Source organism: Aliikangiella maris (genome assembly GCF_040719265.1).
GTDB classification, from domain to species: domain Bacteria; phylum Pseudomonadota; class Gammaproteobacteria; order Enterobacterales; family Kangiellaceae; genus Aliikangiella; species Aliikangiella maris.
Window position 1 is genome coordinate 243,127 of record NZ_JBFDAH010000007.1, and the last position, 21,935, is coordinate 265,061.

Sequence of the window (21,935 nt, forward strand, 5' to 3'; positions counted from 1 at the left end):
TTGTCATTATTTTGTCATAAAATTTTTTGTTGTCAGTTGATTGAAATAACACTTACCCATTTATCTACCGGCTGTGACAATAAAAACTTCACCTTTTCATTATTCAAAGCATCTTGCTTAACAATCGCTGCGCGATTTCTCCCACATTCTTTAGCAAAATATAACGCTTTATCTGCCAGTTCAACAATCATATCAATTTGTACATTTGAACGATCTGTATCGAAGTAAACAATTCCGATCGACATAGTAATTGATAATTCACCTGCATCGGTGGTGAAAGTAGTTTCAGCTATTGCTGACAATAACTTTTTAGCAACTTGTTCATCACTTATTTCATTAGTGTTTTCCAATACGATAAGAAACTCTTCACCCCCCATTCGAATGAGTTTATCAGAATCACGCATTGACGATTGCAGACGGAGAGTAAATTCTATTAAAACCTGATCCCCTACATGATGGCCATATCTATCATTAACTTGTTTAAAATGGTCAATATCTAGCAGAAAAAATGAATAACGACGACAAGTTTTATTTTTGATTTGAGTAATAATTTGTACATCAAAATAACGCCTATTATAAACGTTAGTTAATTGATCTTGGTATCGTTGTAAATCAAGTTGGATATTACGATTTTGCAAGCTCGAATTTTTTGCAAGCATCCGGCGATACATTAAAAACAGCAATAAAATTAATAGTACGGCCACTGCACCACTTAACCAAAAAACTTCTCGTTGTAATTGTGCATTGGTAATTTCAATTGATTTAATGCGATTACTTTCACGGAGTCTTTCAATTTCTCTATCTTTTTCAACAGATTCATAGAGTGATTTGAAGCGTTGCATTCGCCCCTCACGTTCAGAATCATAAATTTTATTCGACAAATTAATATATTCAACATGGGCTTCATAAGCGATTTGATATTGTCTCTTTTCAGCAAAAGCTTTAGACCACCCTGCATAACTATCAGCAAGATAAGTAATTAGGTCATACTGAATAAAATGTTCATTGGCTTTATTAAAAACAAGCTCTGCTCTTTTAAAATCATCTAAATAAACCAGATTGAGTGCAATAATGGCGTTTGCATGTGCACTGATATCTGGATTATTATTTTCTTCACCATAATTTAGTGCTTGCTCTGCATATTCATTTGATTTTTGATAGTTCTCCTTTTTTTGCTCAATAGCAGCAAGATTGGTATACATACTATAAATTGAGTTTTTTGCATCTATTTTCCTAGCCAATTTAATCGCTTTTTCAAATACCTCACTGGCGGCATCGAGCGAGCCTTGTCTAATCAGCATATAACCCCGGTTTTGATAGAGCATCAGCAAGGTTCTATTTAGTTGCTTTTTTTCATACCATTCAATGGCGATTAAATTATTCTTTAACGCTTCATCAAAAAAACCCAGCTCTGCTTCAGCCAATGCTAAAAAACTGCGAGTTGTCACTTCTCGATAATCATCATTATTGGTCAGAGCAACCTCCAATGCGATCTGGCTCGCTTCAATCGAATCGTTATATCGACCAATTTTATTTGCAATGTCAGCAAATGTGATACTTATCCAATATCTCAGTACTGGCGAATGGCTTTCAGTGACTTGCTGATAGGCTTTTTCAACTTGTATTTCATAGGTTTTATAATCTTTTTCCTGATAAATTTTCCAGGCCAGACAAAATTCATAACTTGCTAATATTGAGCGATTCGTAGGATTGCGATGCTTTAACCGAGTCAATTCTTCAAGAGTCTCAACCAAGTCATCATTTAGTTGGGTAAATACCTGCAAGTAACAGCGGTAGCTTTGATAATAAGCAATTTCATCATAACCAAGGCCATATATTTGATCTTCAATATGCTTAAGTTGTGCTAAAGTTTTTGTAAAATTCTGTCCATATTCATCAGCAATTTTGTCAATCAGCTTATCACCTGGAGAAAATTCTGAGCGAAATACTTGTGTTGTCGCGCTGACAAGATTAAATGGCAACACAAACAGCAAAATCCATAAGCAGCATTGTGTCAACTTTCGCATTGTTAAGCTGTTATTATTCATTTCCTGTTTCAACTGGCTTTTCCTGAATTAACAAGGTAGCAAATCCAATATTACCCAAAACAACTCCGCCTAGCATGTTTGTTTTGGTATTGAGACTATGCTTAAGCCTAGTTGAGTTCTTAATAAAATGCGATAAAAATCAATAACTTCATTACCAATAATCCGAAGGTTTATAATTTTTTCTTAAATATACTAAGCGGATAGAAAAGCTGACCTAAATAAGTAGATGGTAATTTTTTTGTAGTCCCATATTCTGCTGGCCAGTGCTGTTTGGGCATATGATAAGTACCAAATAACCAATCAAATAATACTAAATGAGCAGAATAGTTCGTATCGATTGCAGGCTTTTCTGAACTGTGATGCCAATGATGAAACTGTGGAGTAACAAAAATATACTTTAGCGGACCAAAGGGTAAACGGGTATTACAATGAATCAAAACAGCTTGTAAGGCGGCAAAAGCCACATAGATATCAAGAGCAGCTTTATCTGGCCCTAAAAGATACAATGGAACCATTACCATTGCTCTCTCAGAAAAAACCTGTAAAAAGTGCCCCCGAGATCCCGCCAACCAGTCCATATTTTCAACTGAATGATGAACGGCATGTATCGGCCAAATTATTTTAATTTCGTGATACAAGCGATGTTCCCAATACAACACGAAATCTACACAAACAATAATTGCTAGAACTTGTACCCAGACAGGTAGTGCTTGCAGCCAGTTTTGCAACGAATCACTAACCGCCCAGTCAAAATGACTAACATGGTAATTGGCATATAACAATATGGCAGAAATAGCCAAGTGATTAAAACAAAAGTAAAACAGATCAAGCCCCCACTCTTTGCGCAAGATAATCTGATCTTTATACTTAGGCAGCAATTTTTCCAAAGTCATAAAAATAAATGCTGATCCGAGAAACGCCAGTATTAGCCAGTCAACCCCCAAAGAAAGCGGTTGAGGCTGCACACCTCTAATTGGAATCGTATATCCGCCAAGCGCAAAGCTAACCCCAGTAAGTAAAATACCAATAATACCCAAGCGTCGATATTGACCAAGAACAAAAGTCAGTACGCCAAAGAATAGGGAAAAATACATGGCATATTTTAGTAACTGTTGTAACTGTCCGGCATCATATGTTTGACGCAACTCAGTGGTAGTTAAATAAGCGGGGAACAGGTAAGCCAAAACTGCTAATAAGCTTAAAACACCTAAACATACCGAAGTATAACCACTGATTTTGCCATCACCCAGTCGAAAAGCTCGAGCTGCATCTAATTCGACTTGTCTTTGCCGATATTGATAACCACTCGGCTCGTTTGCAGTAGATTGGTTTGCAGAATGCTGATTGTTGTTGTTTTGCTCGGTCTTCATGTCACGAATTCTGTTGGCTTGATTATTTCTGCCCAAGCTTAGGTAGTTGGTTGAAAAATGTCTACTATTTTTCTCAAATCGTGATAAGTCGCAAATGATGATGCGCTGAGTAGAAACTCGGCGCATCTATAGATGAGCACATTAGCCGTTCAGTGGCAGCTAATGGCAAGACTGGTTTTTCTAGTTAGCTTTTTTAGTTAGCCTTAGTCTTTGTTATAGATTGACTAAGGTAAGGTTCCATTTCCCAGTACTCCCAACTTTCAAGCTGTTGTTTTTTAGCCAAAGATAATGCTTTTTGATGATATTTTTGCATCTTTTGAGGTTTCTCCAAACCTTTTTGCGCCACGCTCATTAAATAGTGCCATTTAGCATTGTTGCGATTCTCACCGGCAACACTATTTAATAGGACCTCAGCTTGTTGAAATTGCTGTTTGCGGTTATGCCCCAAGACCAAATCTAACAAAATCAAATTGGCTGATTCGGGGAATTGTTTTTTGGCAGATTCAATAATTTGTGGGATCTTGTCTTGTTGTTTTGAGTAAAATACATATTTAGAAAAGGTATAGCTTTGTAACCAGGTAATAGGCGCTCCCCCCCAACCAGCTTTTTTTTCTGCCAATAACTCAAAGACTTTTAAGTAATCCTCATGCGCCATCATACTTTCAACATCAATGAAAAAGTTTGGCCATAAAAACTGAAAACCATCATAAAGCGCCGGTAGTGCTGTTGAGAAGTGAGACTCATCTGGATACTCTTTGAAAGTCCATTGCAGTTTTTCAGGTGCATCCTGTTTAAATACCTCGACCAGCTTTTTAACGCCCATGCCTTTTTCGCTGGCAACTGATAGAAATATAGGTGCATAAACTTTACTCTCTGCCGACTTGAAATGTGTGGCATAGTCTTCAATAAGGCGGTAGTCATCAAACCATAAACTTGGACTCATTGCGATGAAGCGATCGAAAGGCGTGTCTGGCGTTAGATATTCATAATTAACAAATAATCCGCCTAGAGAATAGCCAGCTAATGCGCGTGACTGATTTGTTCGATATTGGCGATCAATCAAGGGGATCAGCTCTTGTCTGATATAGTTAGAAAATTGTTTTATTCCGCCATACTCAGGACTTTCCTCAATTGACCATGTATTGCTTTTTAAATAATCTTGTGGGCCTTGATTAGCGACTCCCACAACAATAACTGGTGGAATTTTTCCCATTCTGGCCAAATGCCTTGCTGTATTTGCCACATGATGAAATTGAAAATCACCATCGATTACATACAGTGTGGGATATTTTAGTTGAGATATTTGATAGCGCTCTGGCAGCGAAACCATGTAGCGGCGCTGTTGCTGCATGACTTTTGAATGGTGCTGATATTCACTACCATAATTTAAAGGTGTCGCAGCAAACCCAACCGACAAGTAAAAAGCGCTGATTAATACAATGAGTAGTCTGAACATATTTTCTCCTAATCAATATCTTTTAATTCTTTTCAAACATTATGCTGCCATATTTGAGCAATGGTAAAAGTGAAAAATCGGTTAATCTTGTAAAGTATTGATGAATGCTCTTTATTTTGGTTAACAAACATGCATATTGTGACAATCTGCAACTTCTGCTTTAATAGCTAGGAGCTCTATGAATCTCAAAGCAAAATAACAATTTAATTATCCTCCCAAAAAACACGCACGACATGATGAGAAATCTGACTATATTTAAATCTGAATTTTCAAAATAAGCCGAAAGATTGATGCAAATTAACATTGAGTCTCAATCGTTCAGTAAAAAACATTGTTATTTTTATGCGGAGAAAGCCATGTCTAACCAACTTTTAAAAGAAGTACTTACTCGAACAATCAGTCAACTCGAAGAGAACCCAAGCCATTCACTAGTTGCCTTTTCAGCAAATACCCGTCTGGAAGAAGGTGTCAGATGTAGCGCTAATGTCAGAGATTTTCCAACGATGTATATTGACGAGCCAGAAGACTTAGGAGGACAAAATTCTGCGATGAATCCTGTTGAGTTGCTGTTAGTTTCATTAGGTACTTGCCAGGAGATCATGTATGCCGCCTATGCTGCTGTGCTTGGTATTCAGTTAGACAGCGTTAAAGTTGAACTAAAAGGGAAATTAGATTTAAGAGGCTTATTTGGACTTGCAGAGGGAGTGCCCGCCGGCTATCGAGAAATCCATTATGTAACAAAAGTCAAAGCCCGGATTCAACCGAAGCTATTAAAAAATTAGCTGAAATGGCCGAATCTCACTGTCCAGTTTTAGACACGTTAACTCGAGCCATCACAATCAGTGGAAAAATGTATCATAATGGTGAAGCAATAGAATAAATCAATCAAGAGATTTCTCAATCGATCAACCAGGACCTTATTCCCCTTAAACTCCTGGTTTACGGTGTAAATTAGTTGTTCTAACCAACAGCTGAAATAGCTGAATCAGATTTAAGACCGGCTATATGCGATAAAAACAGTCGAATGGGCGCTTCGACTTTATCGACATGATCAAATGACACATAAGTTGCATCAGATATTTCATCAAGCTCTTGCAAAAAGGCAGTTTGAATAGGATTATTTTGCTTCACCAGAAACAACATCGGTGCCATTTTACCCGAAAAAATATTATAACCCACTTCAAATGAAGTCCCTTCACTTATTCCTGTGTTTACAATAATCATCGCATCACAGTTATCTATTTGTGCTTGTCGGGTGAGCCGGAACTCGGTGGGGTTAAATGGTTTTCCGCTTTGTTGTTCATATGCTACTTTATAACTGTCTTGATCATAAGCCTGATGGCCGGTTAACACATTAATTCGATAAGGATTTTGGTTTTGTGCCATTACCGTGTCTAAAACAGACTGTACAATTGCCAGCTCAGCCTCCTCTACCTTGGTATAGGGTTGTCGTATAAATAGATTTAATGCTGTCATAATCTCTCCATGGATAATAAGTCTTTAATAGATATAAGCAATTTCTATTTATTTTGCCAATCACGATTGAGATAATTGATGCAAATAATCAATCAACATTAAAAGATGGTGTATTTAAAATCACCTTATTAAAAATACGACAATCATGTTGAACCATCTTGACTGGCAAGATCAGCAAAATTGAACTATAATGAAGAGAGAGTCTATAAAAATCATCAGGCTTAACAATAAAAACCAAGCAAACTATTTATGTTGACTTATTATATTTAGTAATTAAAGAAGCTCACACTAAACGCTTATCATGATTGCTGCGCTTTTAAACGTTTTAAATGTGCCAAACTATTTTTAGCAAACTGAATAATCCGAGGGTTCGGCTTTTTAGTAAATTGTAAAGTTTCCAAATAAAATTCGAGGCTTCCAATAATATCGGCATAAACCAGAATGATTTCTTCACTAATTGTGCGCGGATTTTTAATAATATAATAATTTAAATAGTTAACGCACTCATTACTGATAGTCGCTAATTCTGTTTCATTCAGGTCAGTAAAACTTTGTGTAACAACGTCGAGTAATTTAGCGGATTCTTTTATCAGTACAACCTTGCGATTACTTTCAATAAAGTCAGAAAAATCGGTAATAAACTGTTTGACTTTTTCATGTGCATTTTTACATATTTTATACTGAGCACTCGACAATATCTCTCGCTGAGTAGACAAAATACCAGCATACTTTTCAAAACCCGAATCAATAACGGATTGCTTTAAACCTTTTAATGCAATCATTAAAATATTAATCTCTTTGGGTGTTATTTTTCTTTTTTCTTCGATTACTTGATTAGTTAGTTCAACCACTACAGTAATCCTTACCACCTGATCATCAATATGCAAGATTTTCAAAAAATTATTTAAACCAATCATTTTTTGTTTAATCGATTCGATTTCTTCAGTCGTGTAAGATAGCACTTTTGTTTGCAACAATAGCGTTTCCAGATTTTCAACCTCATCGACCAAAGACTCAACAATGGAGTGATAATCCTGATTAGTCAAACCATGTAAAATTCTTAACTCTTCATTAAGCAACTCATCATTAACAATTTGGTTATTTATTGAAAAATGCTGACACACTTGCTGGGTTAACTTCGTTCGGCAACCAGAAATGCTCACCAAATACAATAGTTCATTGGTTAATAAATTAATTTCAGATTTTGAGTCTACCAATAAAAATTCAGGCTTATTTTCAGCTTGTCGAATTTGTCGATCAAGCATAGAAAAAAGCTTTAATCGACTTTTAGTTAACCTGAGTTTCTTTTCGACAAATCCATCGATGGAGGCTTGTGCAATCCACCATAGGTTGGGGCTTTTGGGTAAAACACAGTCCTTATCGAGCTTATGCAGCGACTTTTTCATCATAGTCAGTCCCCCGTCAAGATTGGTTTGACGAATGACTTCGATTAATCCAATCTGATACATTTGTCGATAATGACGCGACTTACTCGCACTTTCCTCAGTTATCATCAAAGTCTTAACTTTGCCAAGCCTTGATTTATTAAAACCCTTTTTAAAAAAATACGACTCTCTCAGCTCACTATTGCCGTAGCAAACTCTCAGTTGATTAATCGTCGGTAATAAAAGTTGTGGAATATCAAATGCTTTTTGACTGATATGCTCTAAATAACGTAAAAATTTGATAATAGCCGTTGATACCGTTTCTAAATATTTTTGACGCTCATTTTTCTCACCCTTAGCCAAGCGTTCCAGCAGTGCTAAAGTTTCACTGAAAAACACTATTGCACCATTGAATTCGAGTAGCGTAAAAATACCTTTCAACTTATTAATTTGCTTAATAGGCCCTTTAAGCAATGTTTTATTATCCGGATCAACTGCAAAGCTTTCAATATCTTGTGTTAGCTGATTAATCTCGGCAGTAATTTCATCAACAAGCAGGTGTAAAGATTGCAAGCTACTGGCTTGTGTCATAAGAGCAGATACCTCCCTTGGAGTACCCAATAATTAGCACGTAATTAAAAGAAGTAATTAAAATTATTATATTTATAATCGTTACTCTTATTTTAATTTTATAATGCGATTAATTATTATTTTAATGTTTATTAAATAATTTTGAGTCTAATTTACCACCCTATGATTAACTTAATCAACTAAAAATATTTTGAACCATTTGTTTTCTATAAACCACTTTTAACAACAGTTTGTTGAGATTAGTTAGGTATTAATTTAAATTATAAAGATATGTTATTTATACTAATTAGTTAAAATATAGAAGATAAACCGCATTAGATAAATTACTATTTTAAGATATGCCTCTGACTAGAAAAATAATCAAATAAATAAGTGCAAGATGATAACTGAGAGATAAATGGGGAATAGACATTGGAAAAAGATTTACGGAGTGAAGCTAGACGTTACCTAAATGGTTAGATAACGCCAATTAAATTAATGCGCCAACGATTATTGAAACCCAATGAGTCTATCTAAGCGCTCCAAGTCGTTTACAACGCGCCAGTGCCCTCCACCTTGCTCAATTCTTTGCTGCCAATCAGTCAAACGCTTTTTATAATCACGTGGATCAATATTATCCTGACGTAACTTGGTTACATTTAACGCGACAACATGAATATTTTGCATATCCAGTTGAAAATTTCGAATATGGCTTTTCGGTAAATCTTCTTCCAGATCTGAAAAAATAAGCACATATTTTTCCTTTGCTTGGGTCTCGTTGACATAATCTGATGCCTGAATAACACCACCTGTAATATCCGTGTTGCGGCTACCTGATTTTAAGGTGTTAACGAATTGTTCCAATTTGTGCTTAAACAAGCGCTTTTGATCATTGGCCGTACTTGGTCGAATATCAAAAGTAACTTGTGCAATAATATCCTTTTCACTGAAACTTCCACTATCAATTCGTGCAACAGCAATAGAATCGCCACTGTTTAAAGTCGCCAGTAAATAATGAACAATCGCTTGCGCTTTAGTCAGCTCTTGTGTGTAGGTACCGGAAGTATCAATTAGTAGATAAACCGCCCGCTGACCTTGCTGAGTCTGTTGACATGCCGGTAAAAATAAAAGCATTACCAGCAACACACCTTTGTGTAAGACTTGACAAGGTCTGATTGAATATCGTCGTGACCATTGAACAATAAATGGTGGCACTAATCGAAGGATTAAATCAGCCAAATGGGTAATAGTTATTTGCCAGTTTCTCATAAGTGCCTCCTATATTTCATGGGTGCCGGTTTTAATGGTTTTAGTTTGAGACATTGATTGATTTTGCACTTGCAGCCCTGTTCGACGCTGCTTAATCAGTTGTTCAAGACTAACGGGCAACATAATAGTCAAGTCAAATAAACTCACCATAATATCACTTAAATGTCGGCATAAACTGCCAAACATACGTACTATCACGCGTAGTAATCGCAAAACGCCAATGATGCATAACCCAAGAATAATTCTTAGTGAATGAATAAAAGACTCAAGCGGGATAGCGATAAATGCCAGAGCAAAAGGCAAAATAAATCCCATGATCATTTGTCCAAGCGATGGAATCCAGCGAAAACGCGCTTCAACAATGCCTGTTTCAGCGCCAATATTGACTAGCGACTGTTGCAGCGCTTCTCTATCTAAAGCCAGTAAGTCGCGCATATAGGCTAAAGAGGCTTCAATTGAAGCAAGAATCGTCAAAATCACAAAGGTGACTATCATCATCTTTTTACGCATTTGATCATCCATTGAACTGATTACTGGAAACAAATGAGTAATTCTAAGCGACTCCAATAGAAATAATCCCATGGCAATTTCAATTAATATAATCACCAGAGCAGCAATGTCGGAAGTTTTCATACTACCAATATAACTTGCACCGCCCACCATTTCAGACATAGGCATTGCTATTAACTGGAAATTAATTAAACCACCAAGGATAGCAATAAACAAAACCAATCCCGAAATAAAAAATTGGGTTAACGCAGAAGACTCCAAGCGATTCAGTGCGCTATTTTTGGCAGCAAGAATTTCAACATAATGGGAAACTTGTTGATCGATAGTTTTGGAACATTTATCTAAACCACTAATTTTATCTTTTACTGCATTTAAGCATCCATGAATACTGCGCCACTGCGGTTGCATCTGAGCCAATAAGCGATGACTTTCAGCTGATGCTTTTTTATAAGTTTTTAATGTTTGCTCATGAGATTGCTCTACCGCTTTTTTAATGTTCGTGAGTATTTTTATTACCGTCGGATCACCATTGCTTGGCAAATTTGAAATAGTTTCAACAACCTCACTCCATGCCGGTGGTAGCGGTGCAGCCCCGACTGATTTTTGATAATCACTTTCAATTTTTTCAACTGCTTCCATAATTTGGCGATGTAAACCTGGATATTGCGCCAGATCACGCTGTACAATATGATTAATCCGAGTAAACTCCCGCTCAATTGATTTTTCTGCCGCTTTTGTACCGTTGGCAACTAAAATTTCATGATTACGCTGGGTCATCCGTAATTCAAGTTTTAGTAAACTTAACGCCCATTGACGCATTAAGGTGTAAATTGCGCTACCGGTTGACTGAAATACTTTATGCGCTTGAACGCGACCAAGATAAAAAACAATTACAACCAGTAAAGCCCAGATAATTAGCGACACCGCCAAACTATCGGACCATAAAGTCATCGTTTCATTTGCCATAAAGCCCTCCTTAATTAACAATAAATAAACCAAAATGAATAATAAGCCATACTACAGCCCAATCAGTATGGCCGAGCGCTGTGAAAAATCGGTGAGAATATAACGTTGAAAAGCACACTATTTAGAAAACTAAAGATAAATGAATGCTTGATTACATGTTACTGAATAAAAATCTTCAAAATTTGCTAAAAATTGCCACAAATTAAAAGCCAATAGCTGTTAAAGTGTGCAATTATGCATCCTTGTGAGACAGCCTCGGCAACCAATTATGACCAGTGAGTCTCGTTTAATATGGATTTTATGTAGTTTGGGTGTAGGTTCTATTGTCATCATTATAAACTTTATCACCATTATTATAATGAGGTGTCCATGGCTAAAATTTTCTGGGTTGAAGACCAATTACACTGGGTCAATAAATTCAAGGCAATACTGGAAAACGCTGATTTCGCAGATGGTGCCACAAGCAATGAAGTGGCTGTTTATCGATTTGTCGAAACGGCACGTCAGGCAATAAATCATCACACATCGACACCAGATATCATCATTTTAGATGCCAACATGAATGGCAATGATGATGCTGGTATTTGTTTATCCCATTTAATTGCTAAAAAGTGGCGAGATATACCCGTTATTTATCTATCTGAGCATAGCGGCACGCATATTGAAGAAAAGGCTTTTGAACTAAGTCAGGCACAAGATTTTATCGCCAAACACCAACAAAATGTTGAGCAGGTTGTCTGTTGGCGAATCAAAGCATTAATTCGGCAGGCTAAATTAAATGCGCCAAATAATTTGTCAATCAGTCACCCAGATAACATCATTCAAAGTGGCCAACTGTTGATTGATTTAACCAGTTGGAATGTTTATTGGCATGGTATTAAATTAATGAATCCAGCGAATTCTCAGCGCCCGCTCACGCCTATTCCCAGAAAAATTTTACGCCAACTCGTCAACGCATCACCACATCCACTGACGACTGACCAAATGGCTGAAAAACTAGATTTAGAAAAATTGACTTATGCAAATTATCGACAGCATATTAAGACACTGCGACACGCATTTGAACAGGCAGCCCGGCAAGCAAGTCAATCGAGCTTTTTAACCTTATGTAAAAATGGTCGAGGAATTGTCACATTTGGCGACGAAGGCGCCTATTGTTGGAAAAAATAATCAATGAACAAAAGTGAACAACAGCAAGCCCTACCCAAGCTTCCGCCAATTCGACTAATCTTTCCCTGGTTTAGTCTGCTGTTTTCGGTGCTAGTTATTACACTGTTGATACTCAGTCAAGAAACGGAGCTACTGTACCAATATCCAATTTTACAAAATCAATTTACTTTAAATACAAAATTAGCCGCACTACTTTTTTTAGGAACGATTTACTTAGTTGAAATTAGCTTGTTTTTCTCGAGCCAAAAAAAAGCAAAAAAACTGGTTAGTCACTTAAAAAGCCAATTAGCATTTTTATTTAAAAGCAAAAAGCAAGAACAGCAAAAAGTTCACTTATATTCAAACCACACCGAAAAACTAAAGCTCTTTATCAGCGACAAATTACTTGAATATATTGAATATGACGAAAAATTTATTCACTTCAAAGGCATTGCAGCAGAAATTCGTCACAATGGCATTATCAGTTTTGACAAAGTAATTACCGCGTTACAGCATGCGATTGAGCAACAACACTTTCTCAACTTATATGAATCACCTGACTATACGGCAAAGAGTCTGCGATCAGAGAGCGGTAAGACATCGTTAGACTCAGCGATCAATGTTCACCAAACGCATTCAAACGAAGAAAGGTCAATTTATCCACATAACTTACAAGAAAAAACAATGGCAATACTGCCTCAAAATGAACGCGCGATACAAAGCATAGTAGATTATCGTTCTGCGATTGATGCCATGCGCTACCTGTGGGATTTGCTTGATTTATCAACGGCAGAAAATTTGGCACTACATATAGGCAATCAATTGATTGAATGTGAAGAACTCTATTTTCAGCAGCATTTAAGTAATAGCTTAAATAGCACTATTCCCCAAAGGTTAAGCGATAACATTGACATGCCAACCACTCCGGTGTTTTTTCCTCAATTAGCGATACTCACGAGCATCACAGGATTTTGTGATGAGCCAATCATCAGCGAAAAAATAGCCCTTGGAAAAATTAATGAAGCCGAGTTTTCTCAAGCTTTTTATTTTAGTAATTCACAGTTTATTCTTGATTTAGCACCTACCGAAGTATTGCTTGGCAATGTTAATCATATACGTTTATTACTTGAAAACTTAGTTAAGAATGCCCTATTTTTCTCACAGAGAAAAACCACAAAAAAACATCAAAAGCCTATCTTTATTTCACTAAAATCTGCAGAGAATCATATCCGGATCAACATTTATAATCATGGCCCACATATTGCCGACGAAAATTTGCAGGATATTTTTAAATTAGGCTATTCAACTCGCAGAAAAAAAGCACACCACGGCAAGGGACTAGGGCTCTTTTTTTGCAAGGAAATTATTAATGGTTATCAAGGGCATATTCAACCACTCAATTTATATAATCAACCGCAGCAATATCAGCTCGACATACTATTGGCTAACGATGAACTTCACACTTACAATATCGCTATACAACTTGACGAAAACAAGTTGCTTGGCAAAACCCAGTTATTTTGTCAGTTAATTCTTGCTGAACAAAATCCTGACTCAGATAGTCTCACAGATGATGATGACGAAAAGCCAACACTAAAAAAATCAATTGTGCTTGAGTTTGATATACCAATAATTTCACTTTGCATTGCCCATGCAGATAAACAGGATGAAAAATATCAAAGTCTAGTGGCGTCATATCAGCCGTTTAAATGGTTAGCGCCCAGCAGCTATTCGCTAAGCCAATGGCAAATTACAATTGCACCTTTTAAAAAACAACATCAGTTAATTTTTGAACCGCTTGATATTAATGGTGTGATGTTTGATATTAAAATACCAACCGCAGAATCTCGCCTGCAAGAGCAGGAATTTGAACTTGGTGAATCTAATTTGGACAGCGAACTAGAGAAATGGTCTCACTCCTTTCAGACATTAACTTAATCGATTTAATCTCAAATAAATATAATTAAGTCTTTTGTATATTGAATCTTTTATTTTAGGTACAGGTGATTTAATTATTTTTTACTTTAATCGCACTTTTTTTTGCTTTTATTTTTATGGAGATCAGTTATTATATTAGAGGTTTGTAATAACAGCCAATTTTTAAGTAATTGTCTGGAATTAAGTGGTATGGGACAATTCAACTGAATTTAAACCTAAATTTCAATCTGAATTTAAAAAGTAATCAACTGGAGTGATTAAAATGAAAAACACAAAGCTATCTTTAGTTTTGGGAGTCGCCTCTTTATCTTTGACCGCCCTGAGTGCAAATGCATCAACTTTATCTGTCAATGAAATTATGCAACCAGCCAAAATGGAACTAACCAGTTATCAAGCTGATTCACTCAACAAAAGCAAAAAAACCTTAAGCAAAAGCAAGAAAACCCTCGAAAAAAGCAAAAGAAAACTCGAAAAAAGTAAGCGCATATAATTTGCTCAGCATTTAAATCGACTGGCAAGAATTTCACATAAGCCATTGATTCACTTTAATGGCTTATGTTTATAAACATACTCTCTTTTAAATTGACGAATTATTTTAATAGATAATCTTATAATTCAGCCCTTTTTATCAAAAATATTACTTTCACCCACACCAATTTCATTTAAATCAAATTTATTTCATCCGCTATTTTTTAATTTGTACAAATTTTTATCTAACCTAGATTCGCTGTTAGCTGCATAATTGCGCGATCTTTAGATGGTCACACGATATTCAAAGATAGTTTGCTGAATATTATTGGCTAAGGAATTAAAAAGCACGCAAAACAAGTATTACTCTATCAAATTCAATCCTTGTTTGCGTGCAGACCTGCTCAGACTGGAGAGCAATTTACAGGGAAGAAATCATTAGTTCATACAACCACTGAATATAGAAACCCAGCGCTTACACTTAATTTAACTTCGATTCAAATACTTGCGGTTCAAATCAAGTGCTGTATAACAATCAAACAATATATCGACAGATTAACAACAACCTTAACTGATTAAATATTGGTCAAACCATTAACTGCCTTCTAATAATAAAAATGTGAGCGTTTAGCTAAAATGCAAACATGAAATAGCCTCATTGATATATTGCCAGGGTAAGCTTGAGCTGCTCAATGACTTTATCTTTTAATAAAGCTGGCGATAAGACGCTAACTTGACTACCCAATCTTAAAATGTCTTGAATCAATTCTTGCGGATTAGTTTTATTAAAGGGAAAAGTCAGGTGATAACTGCCGTCATCCATTAATTCTCCTTGTTGCTGCGGATGCCAGCTTTCCTCCATCACCCTCAGGGCAATCGATGTATCAAATTGAAGAGTCACCCAATCGACTTCTCCTCCTGCATAAATGCCATAATTTTCACCAAAATAATCATCAAGCAATTTAGCATCAATTAATCGGTAGTCGTCGCTTGAAGGAGCAATCTGATCAATATTCTCCAATGCAAAAGTCCGATAATCCTCTCGCACATGGCACCAAGCATCAACATACCAGTTGTTTCGGTAGTTTATAATTCTTTGTGGAGATATTTCACGATGCGTCAGGATTCCTTCATCTTGAGAACGATAGCGCATTTTGATTCGATACCCTCTTAACGTCGCTTCTACCATTTTGCTGAGCGAAGTATTATTCACATTCCGAACCGCGACCCCCAACAACTTAACTTTACTAGAGATCGATTCAATTGGTAGCGCATTCTTACCCAATAACTGGCTAATTTTTTGACTGATTGGATACAACTCTTCGGCAAGTAACCCGACGCCGGTTTGCCCAATGAGCGCCTGAATCATCAGCAGAGCTTGAAGTTCTGCCTGACTGAACCACAAGCCTGGTAGCTCATAGCCGGATGCACTGCTTTGCTCATATTGATAGCCGCCGAGCTCACGGTTATAGATGATTGGAGCCCCCAAAAACTCAGTCATGTGCTTTTTAACCCGGTTAAAAGTTGCCCGTGAGCACTCCATTTTGCTCAAGATTTCCTGCAAAGCAATGGCAGTTTTTCGCCCGCTTAGAATTCGGTGTAAATCATAAATTCGATCAAAACCATCCATTTCAAAAAACCTTTTATTTTTTTACTGACTGTCTCACCTTTTGAGACATGTGTCGCTGATAATAGCATCCAGTGAGCGATGATTCACGGCAACGATACCCCATCAAGGTATCTATATATAAAACCATAAAAATCAATAAGTTAGGCAATTCATAACGACTATCAATAGCCTCACGGAAAGATACGGCAACAAGATAGTTCGGGGTAGACCACAAGGCGGTGCTTCGCAATGGAGCAAAACATAAGGAATGAAATACCCAAAAAATGAAGCTTAACATAGTCTTACAAGCTTAAGGAAAGCAAATTGATTTGCAGAACAACAAACAAAAGGATTACGGATAGAATCAGTTGATTGAATGTAACCTTATATAATGTGACCTCATAAAATGGACACACGGATATAAAAAAGATAAGGGAATACCCCACTCGAGCAAGGCCGCAAAATTGAAGGAGTGAATAGGAAAATCGGTCACAAGGAAACTCAACTATAGGGAATTTTCAGTCGTAAAGGCTTTTTACAAGGACTGGGACTATGAATAGGCAAATGACTCAAATTGGTAATAAAAATTGGTAATATTAATGGATTGTATTTTAACCAAGGAAGGTGCATTATTTGCTCAGAAAACAGGCAAAAAAATAAGATTTCGATGAGAAACGTACTAATTTAGCGAAAGTAGATGATAAAAATTAAATTTGCAAATCGTACACTCAGTGAATATTAACGTCATATAAAGACATAAAATCCACTGATAGAAATAAATTTGTCATGGAAGGTTGGTATATTATTCAACCAAAGCAGGAAGCAAATCTAACAAACAAATTGGTTTATTAGGATTTTTAAGTTTATTGCTAAATATTATTTTATAACTAAAAGTCAGCATTACTTTAAGTTAACAAGAAAAAATAAAAGAAAAAGACAATAAAATAAAAAACGGAACAAAATAACAAAAATAGAGTAGTTAAACGAATTTCTGGTAATCAGAAACCGAATCAAATGGATGTCATTGTCTTAGCCAGTGGATGGTTAGCCTTAAGGACAGAAAATTGCCATAGGATGGCACTACTCAACCTGCCACAAAAGGGAAGCACAAGGAAGATAAAGTATATACTGGAAAATACTTAAGCGATTGGAAAGCTAAACCCATATATAAAGGATAAAGGTGAGGCCAGGGACGGCTGATTGTTTTAGTTTACACGGCTTTCATTGAACTATAAATGACCCTGTAAATAAATTGAATAACCCGTTAAGTTTCAGTAACAACCCGATGCTACCCTACCAGCCAACATATTTAATCGATATTCTTAATCTATATTATTGTTCAATAACTCTTAATGAATATCTCTCACAAGCACGCCAATAAATATTATTCTTAACTTTTTTATCTCAATTTAAAATATTAGCTTCTGTGTAAATAAACTATCAAAAAGTTATGATTGAAATAAAAAACCACTGACACTTTATTATCTGAGAAAACCGCTTATAAAATAGCTTAAATCATCAAATAAATTGGTGAAATAAGCAATCAAAGCGAGTAAAGTGTGGTGACGTAAATTGTGAAAAAATTACATATAAATCAAATTCATACTATAATTTTTAATAAATTTGAGAAAACTGCATCCATCTATGAAGTATTGCAAAAGACTGTTCATAATCTTTAATTTGCTCTTATTAACTGCATTTCAGTTGCAGGCCGAAAGTCCGGAAGTTAAAGCATTTTTAAATAGTCTTGAATATGACCCCGTAAAATCCAGTAAAAAGATCGAAGAGTTTTTGGCCTCTCGCACGCTCAACGAAGAAGATCAATTAACCATTCTCTATACTCAGGGAGAGTATCAAGCTGCACTTGGTTTTTTAGCAAAATATGAAGCTATTGCCCAAGAAGGCTATGAAAGATCTAAAAAGCTCAAAGATTTTAAGCTCATCACTAAATTCCGCATCAGCTTGGCATCGGCTTTTGCTCAAATGTCACGTTGGCCCGAGGCAAAAAGTTTATATGATGAAACTTTACGTTCATTAAAAGATAGCGATTACCAAGAACTTTATGGTTATGCCAATATGAACTATGGATTATCTTGCTATTACAACAATGAACTCAAAAGTGGATTAACCTATTTAACAACCGCATATAATATTTTTGCAGAGACAGAAAGCACTTACTTACCGGCAATATTACAAAATATTGGGCTAATTTATGATGCGACAGGCGATCAAATAAAAGCGATTCAATATTTTAAGAAAGCACTCAGCCATATGGATGAAGAAAAATACCCACTGGCGGCCTCCCCGACCTATTATAATATTGGTTATACCTCTATAAAAATTAACAAACTGGAAGAAGGTGAATACTATTTAAATAAATCATTAGAAATTGCTAAAAAATTTAATGCCGTTGATGGTATTGCATTTGCTTTAAGTCAGCTTGGTCAGCTTGAGCTTAAGAAAAAAGAATACGCTGTTGCACGCGGATATGTTGAAGAAACCTATAAACTTTCACTCGAATTAGGTAACAAGCGGTTAGAAAACCTTTCATTATTTCAATTACTCGAAATTTACATCAAACAAAAGGACTTTGATAAGGCCCGTGAAACGCTAAAAAAATTAGACTGGTTTTTAAAGCATGGCGATAAGCAATCACAAATCGGATTACTTAAGCTCAAAGCCGAAATGCACATGGAGCAAGAGCAGTTTAAGGACGCTGCCGAAGATGCCAAAAAGGTTTTTGAACTGTTCGATTTAATCTACAACGAAAACAGTAGGCAAGAAGTTCATGAAGTACAAAATGAGTTTGAGAATCAAGTGGAAGAACAAAAACGTCAGCTACTTGAGCAAAAAAATGAACTGCAAGCACTAAAGATTTCTGAACAAAAAAAACAAAACTTTATCTATTTATTAGGTACTGCCGCGCTGAGCGTCATTGTCATTTTTTTAATCATATTTATTTTTCGTGAAATAAAAGTCAGAAGAAAAATTGCAAAAATGGCAATGACTGATGAATTAACCAAAGTCTCTAACCGACGCCATATTACACAAAAAGCGACAGAAGAATTTAATCGGTTTAAGCGCTACAATGCACCTTGCCTATACTGTATTTTAGATCTCGACTTTTTCAAAAAAATCAATGACTCATTCGGACATGATATTGGTGACTATGTATTGATTAAATTTGCCAAAGCGGTAACCAGCGTTATTCGCGAAGTTGATTACTTTGGCCGAATTGGTGGTGAAGAATGGTTATTGATTTTACCCCAAGCATCCATTGAAGAAGCCGCACAAATTTACACAAAAATTGTTAATCAATGCTTGGAAATTGATGTTCCCGATGATTGCCCTAAAGTGACATTTAGTATGGGTATTTCAATTCTTCAGCCCTACGACGAAACAGCCGAAGATGCTATCAAACGTGCCGACACAGCACTTTACGAAGCGAAACGTAAAGGTAGAAATTGCTATGTAGTACTGTCTTAAAATTTTAATCTGTAAAACGGCTAATGCTATTTTGATATTTTTATATTTTTATATTTTTATATTTTTAAAAGTGATTTTACTTCGGTTTTAAGTAATAAGGTCTTTCATTATGAGCAAGAGCTATCCTTTAATATATAAATAGCTTAACAAAACCAGCAACACTGACAACTTTACATTGTTGTGGTCTACATGATAATCCTTGAGGAGCTGAATACTAATGCGCAAGTTGATTTTGCTGCTTTATTGTAATGCTATTGCTTTTTTATTACTAACTTCATGTACATCAGTACCTATCCGTATTGAAGAACCCCAACAAATGTTTACCGATGCAGTTCCATCAAACATCTGTTACTTGAGGACTGTACGCTCAGTTCGATTTTTGGGATTTCGTTTAGGCTTCAATTCAACTGGCACTCTTATTGAGGGACAATATCTTATTACCGCAGCTCATAATCTGTATGACTCATGGCAAACCAAGCTAGTCAGTGTTCAGGTTTCGTGCATGGGAAGCAATGGTAATGTCGTCACAACAGTTGTCGGCCAAAGCGGAATCGAAAAAACTCGTAAAGTAAGTCACTACAATCTGGACTTCTCTACCGATTATGCCTTTCTAAAATTAGATGTTCCCGTTTCAGTTGTTGATTCTGTAACATTCAACGGTTCCGTAAATATTAGTGATATACCAACTGTAGAGGTGGCAGGTTATCCTGGAGGACAATTAAAATATGGCGCAGGAAAAATAGTTCAGCCAATCCCAAATGATTCGACTTTTTACTATGAGATTGACACAATCAAGGGAATGAGCGGAGGTCCTGTTTGGGCAACTTTTCAAAATGCAGAATACCTTGTAGGCGTCCATGTATCCGAAGGGCGTGCTCGAACTGTCAACAAAGAGTTAATCAATGATTTTGAAAGCTGGAAAGCTAGTTTTCAGTAACAAGACAATTATCGGTTTAGAGATGCATAATAATGAATAATAAAATTGCAAGACACTCTGACTATCTCGTATCTGGCACTCAAAAACTATCAAGAAAATCTGTAAAAAAGAAAACAGGTAATTGACTATATCTGGCGAAGACCACATCGCTATAACAAGATGAAACCTCCTACGATTACTGAAGAAAAACTTAAACTACTATCCCGGATTAGCTCGCCTTCATGGATGCTGATTAAAATATACTCAATTAATAAATCGAGAGTACATGCGACAACTACATCATCACTTTCACAATATGAGCATATATTGTCGGATTGGTGTTCTTCAATAAACTGTTTTAGACCATATTCCTCAAAGCAATTAGTGCATACAGTTTTGTCATCATTTGAGCTATATCCTCTTTCTTGCTCTTTGAGCGTATTGTTAAGCTCCTATTCTGGTATAAAACCCAGAGAATTTAAAAGCACCAGAAAAGCGCCTGATAAGCCTGACAACATCATTGTCCAATAAAACACTGAACCCAAAATTCGATCTATTCTGGTCGTATTTTCACGAAGTATTTTTGCATTTGCATATAAAAATGAAATCCGAGATTTTTCTAACTTATTGATCCATGAAGCGGGAAAGGCTAAGGCTTGAGCCACAATAAGATAATTTCACCAGATTTCACAATAGGCTCTAGCCATCCTATATAAGACACAAGACAAACAATATAAGCCACATTCAGTAAAACCCATTTCTGCCTAATCTGAGCGATTACTGCATCAGTACTTACTGGTGTTTTTTTCGTTATCTCTTTCAGGTGAATGGCGATCCACCCTATTGATAAGAGTAGGCTCAGCGATAACAGCTCAGCAGATCTAATTGCGTTGTGAATAAAATATCCTGACAAGGCAATAAACACCCACACCACGAACGCCAAAAAGAAACCTGCCCAACGATAACCACTTGTGCCTTGATTTTCTTCGCTGAAATGATGATGATCATCAATCATCATCTTAATTTTAAAGAACAGCACAAAAACCGCTAGTATCGAAATATCGAGATTGGCAGAAAAATATTTAAGCACCGAATTGCTATCGGCATATCCCTTTAGCCCATCAACAATCCCCTTTACCAATGCAGCCACTATTAGGAATGTTGCTGCTACGTTTATTCGCTGAAAAAAATTTGTATTTTTAAATAATTCCATGGACTTTCTCGATGATTGACAAGGATTGTTTAAAGCTAACGCTTGTAACACTTGACCGGAAAAGCGTAGCTTTTTTTGGGTCAAGTGCTTACCATTGTTAGCAGTA

15 protein-coding genes are annotated in these 21,935 nt (G+C 36.2%); 6 read left to right on the top strand and 9 right to left on the bottom strand.

The window, feature by feature from the left end; translation table 11 throughout:
• Window positions 1–32: 32 nt before the first annotated feature.
• From ABVT42_RS09015 to ABVT42_RS09025, 3 genes are all read right to left on the bottom strand, one after another.
• Complete coding sequence (locus tag ABVT42_RS09015) at window positions 33–2,027, bottom strand: GGDEF domain-containing protein (protein WP_367023686.1); 1,995 nt, start codon at window positions 2,025–2,027, stop codon at window positions 33–35.
• Between the two features lie 191 nt (window positions 2,028–2,218).
• Complete coding sequence (locus ABVT42_RS09020) at window positions 2,219–3,544, bottom strand: sterol desaturase family protein (RefSeq protein ID WP_353897757.1); 1,326 nt, start codon at window positions 3,542–3,544, stop codon at window positions 2,219–2,221.
• A gap of 67 nt (window positions 3,545–3,611) precedes the next feature.
• Window positions 3,612–4,874, bottom strand: coding sequence for an alpha/beta hydrolase (locus tag ABVT42_RS09025; RefSeq protein WP_353897758.1), 1,263 nt, complete (start codon window positions 4,872–4,874; stop codon window positions 3,612–3,614).
• A gap of 356 nt (window positions 4,875–5,230) precedes the next feature.
• On the opposite strand from ABVT42_RS09025, the gene ABVT42_RS09030 reads away from it, so the two are divergent.
• Entirely contained in the window at window positions 5,231–5,656 is a 426-nt protein-coding gene (locus ABVT42_RS09030; protein ID WP_353897759.1) for an OsmC family protein, read from the top strand.
• 178 nt (window positions 5,657–5,834) lie between these two features.
• On the opposite strand, the gene ABVT42_RS09035 is transcribed toward ABVT42_RS09030, so the two are convergent.
• The 4 genes from ABVT42_RS09035 to ABVT42_RS09050 form a co-directional block, all read right to left on the bottom strand.
• Window positions 5,835–6,350, bottom strand: a complete 516-nt coding sequence (locus tag ABVT42_RS09035; RefSeq protein WP_353897760.1) for a hypothetical protein — start codon at window positions 6,348–6,350, stop codon at window positions 5,835–5,837.
• A gap of 299 nt (window positions 6,351–6,649) precedes the next feature.
• Window positions 6,650–8,326 carry a hypothetical protein gene (locus ABVT42_RS09040; protein WP_353897761.1) on the bottom strand — a complete coding sequence of 559 codons (1,677 nt, stop codon included), beginning with the start codon at window positions 8,324–8,326 and terminating at the stop codon, window positions 6,650–6,652.
• 489 nt (window positions 8,327–8,815) lie between these two features.
• Window positions 8,816–9,574 (bottom strand): VWA domain-containing protein, encoded by a 759-nt coding sequence (locus ABVT42_RS09045; RefSeq protein ID WP_353897762.1) that lies wholly within the window; start codon window positions 9,572–9,574, stop codon window positions 8,816–8,818.
• A 9-nt stretch (window positions 9,575–9,583) separates the two neighbouring features.
• Entirely contained in the window at window positions 9,584–11,050 is a 1,467-nt protein-coding gene (locus ABVT42_RS09050; protein WP_353897763.1) for a hypothetical protein, read from the bottom strand.
• 369 nt (window positions 11,051–11,419) lie between these two features.
• Between ABVT42_RS09050 and ABVT42_RS09055 the strand changes: the two genes are divergently transcribed.
• The 3 genes from ABVT42_RS09055 to ABVT42_RS09065 all read left to right on the top strand — a co-directional run bounded on the left by ABVT42_RS09055 (window position 11,420) and on the right by ABVT42_RS09065 (window position 14,627).
• The gene (locus ABVT42_RS09055) at window positions 11,420–12,220 is read left to right on the top strand and encodes a response regulator transcription factor (RefSeq protein WP_353897764.1); all 801 of its coding nucleotides are present in this window, start codon (window positions 11,420–11,422) and stop codon (window positions 12,218–12,220) included.
• 3 nt (window positions 12,221–12,223) lie between these two features.
• Complete coding sequence (locus ABVT42_RS09060) at window positions 12,224–14,137, top strand: ATP-binding protein (protein ID WP_353897765.1); 1,914 nt, start codon at window positions 12,224–12,226, stop codon at window positions 14,135–14,137.
• Between the two features lie 262 nt (window positions 14,138–14,399).
• The gene (locus ABVT42_RS09065; protein ID WP_353897766.1) at window positions 14,400–14,627 is read left to right on the top strand and encodes a hypothetical protein; all 228 of its coding nucleotides are present in this window, start codon (window positions 14,400–14,402) and stop codon (window positions 14,625–14,627) included.
• Window positions 14,628–15,260: 633 nt separating this feature from the next.
• Here ABVT42_RS09065 and ABVT42_RS09070 read toward each other — a convergent pair.
• A complete protein-coding gene (locus ABVT42_RS09070) occupies window positions 15,261–16,235 on the bottom strand; it encodes a helix-turn-helix transcriptional regulator (protein ID WP_353897767.1) in 975 nt (324 codons plus the stop codon).
• Window positions 16,236–17,894: 1,659 nt separating this feature from the next.
• Here ABVT42_RS09070 and ABVT42_RS09075 point away from each other — a divergent pair.
• Together ABVT42_RS09075 and ABVT42_RS09080 are read left to right on the top strand one after the other, a co-directional pair.
• On the top strand, window positions 17,895–19,700 hold the full coding sequence (locus ABVT42_RS09075) for a diguanylate cyclase (protein WP_353897768.1): 1,806 nt from the start codon (window positions 17,895–17,897) through the stop codon (window positions 19,698–19,700).
• A 217-nt stretch (window positions 19,701–19,917) separates the two neighbouring features.
• Window positions 19,918–20,637 carry a trypsin-like serine peptidase gene (locus tag ABVT42_RS09080; protein WP_353897769.1) on the top strand — a complete coding sequence of 240 codons (720 nt, stop codon included), beginning with the start codon at window positions 19,918–19,920 and terminating at the stop codon, window positions 20,635–20,637.
• A 628-nt stretch (window positions 20,638–21,265) separates the two neighbouring features.
• Here ABVT42_RS09080 and ABVT42_RS09085 read toward each other — a convergent pair.
• Complete coding sequence (locus ABVT42_RS09085; RefSeq protein WP_353897770.1) at window positions 21,266–21,913, bottom strand: hypothetical protein; 648 nt, start codon at window positions 21,911–21,913, stop codon at window positions 21,266–21,268.
• Window positions 21,914–21,935: the final 22 nt, after the last annotated feature.

Bases quoted from the DNA above. Each gene is read 5' to 3' on its own strand.
- ABVT42_RS09015 (WP_367023686.1), bottom strand. From the start codon at position 2,027: ATGCGAAAGTTGACACAATGCTGCTTATGGATTTTGCTGTTTGTGTTG.
- ABVT42_RS09020 (WP_353897757.1), bottom strand. From the start codon at position 3,544: ATGCGCCGAGTTTCTACTCAGCGCATCATCATTTGCGACTTATCACGA.
- ABVT42_RS09025 (WP_353897758.1), bottom strand. From the start codon at position 4,874: ATGTTCAGACTACTCATTGTATTAATCAGCGCTTTTTACTTGTCGGTT.
- ABVT42_RS09030 (WP_353897759.1), top strand. From the start codon at position 5,231: ATGTCTAACCAACTTTTAAAAGAAGTACTTACTCGAACAATCAGTCAA.
- ABVT42_RS09035 (WP_353897760.1), bottom strand. From the start codon at position 6,350: ATGACAGCATTAAATCTATTTATACGACAACCCTATACCAAGGTAGAG.
- ABVT42_RS09040 (WP_353897761.1), bottom strand. From the start codon at position 8,326: ATGACACAAGCCAGTAGCTTGCAATCTTTACACCTGCTTGTTGATGAA.
- ABVT42_RS09045 (WP_353897762.1), bottom strand. From the start codon at position 9,574: ATGAGAAACTGGCAAATAACTATTACCCATTTGGCTGATTTAATCCTT.
- ABVT42_RS09050 (WP_353897763.1), bottom strand. From the start codon at position 11,050: ATGGCAAATGAAACGATGACTTTATGGTCCGATAGTTTGGCGGTGTCG.
- ABVT42_RS09055 (WP_353897764.1), top strand. From the start codon at position 11,420: ATGGCTAAAATTTTCTGGGTTGAAGACCAATTACACTGGGTCAATAAA.
- ABVT42_RS09060 (WP_353897765.1), top strand. From the start codon at position 12,224: ATGAACAAAAGTGAACAACAGCAAGCCCTACCCAAGCTTCCGCCAATT.
- ABVT42_RS09065 (WP_353897766.1), top strand. From the start codon at position 14,400: ATGAAAAACACAAAGCTATCTTTAGTTTTGGGAGTCGCCTCTTTATCT.
- ABVT42_RS09070 (WP_353897767.1), bottom strand. From the start codon at position 16,235: ATGGATGGTTTTGATCGAATTTATGATTTACACCGAATTCTAAGCGGG.
- ABVT42_RS09080 (WP_353897769.1), top strand. From the start codon at position 19,918: ATGCGCAAGTTGATTTTGCTGCTTTATTGTAATGCTATTGCTTTTTTA.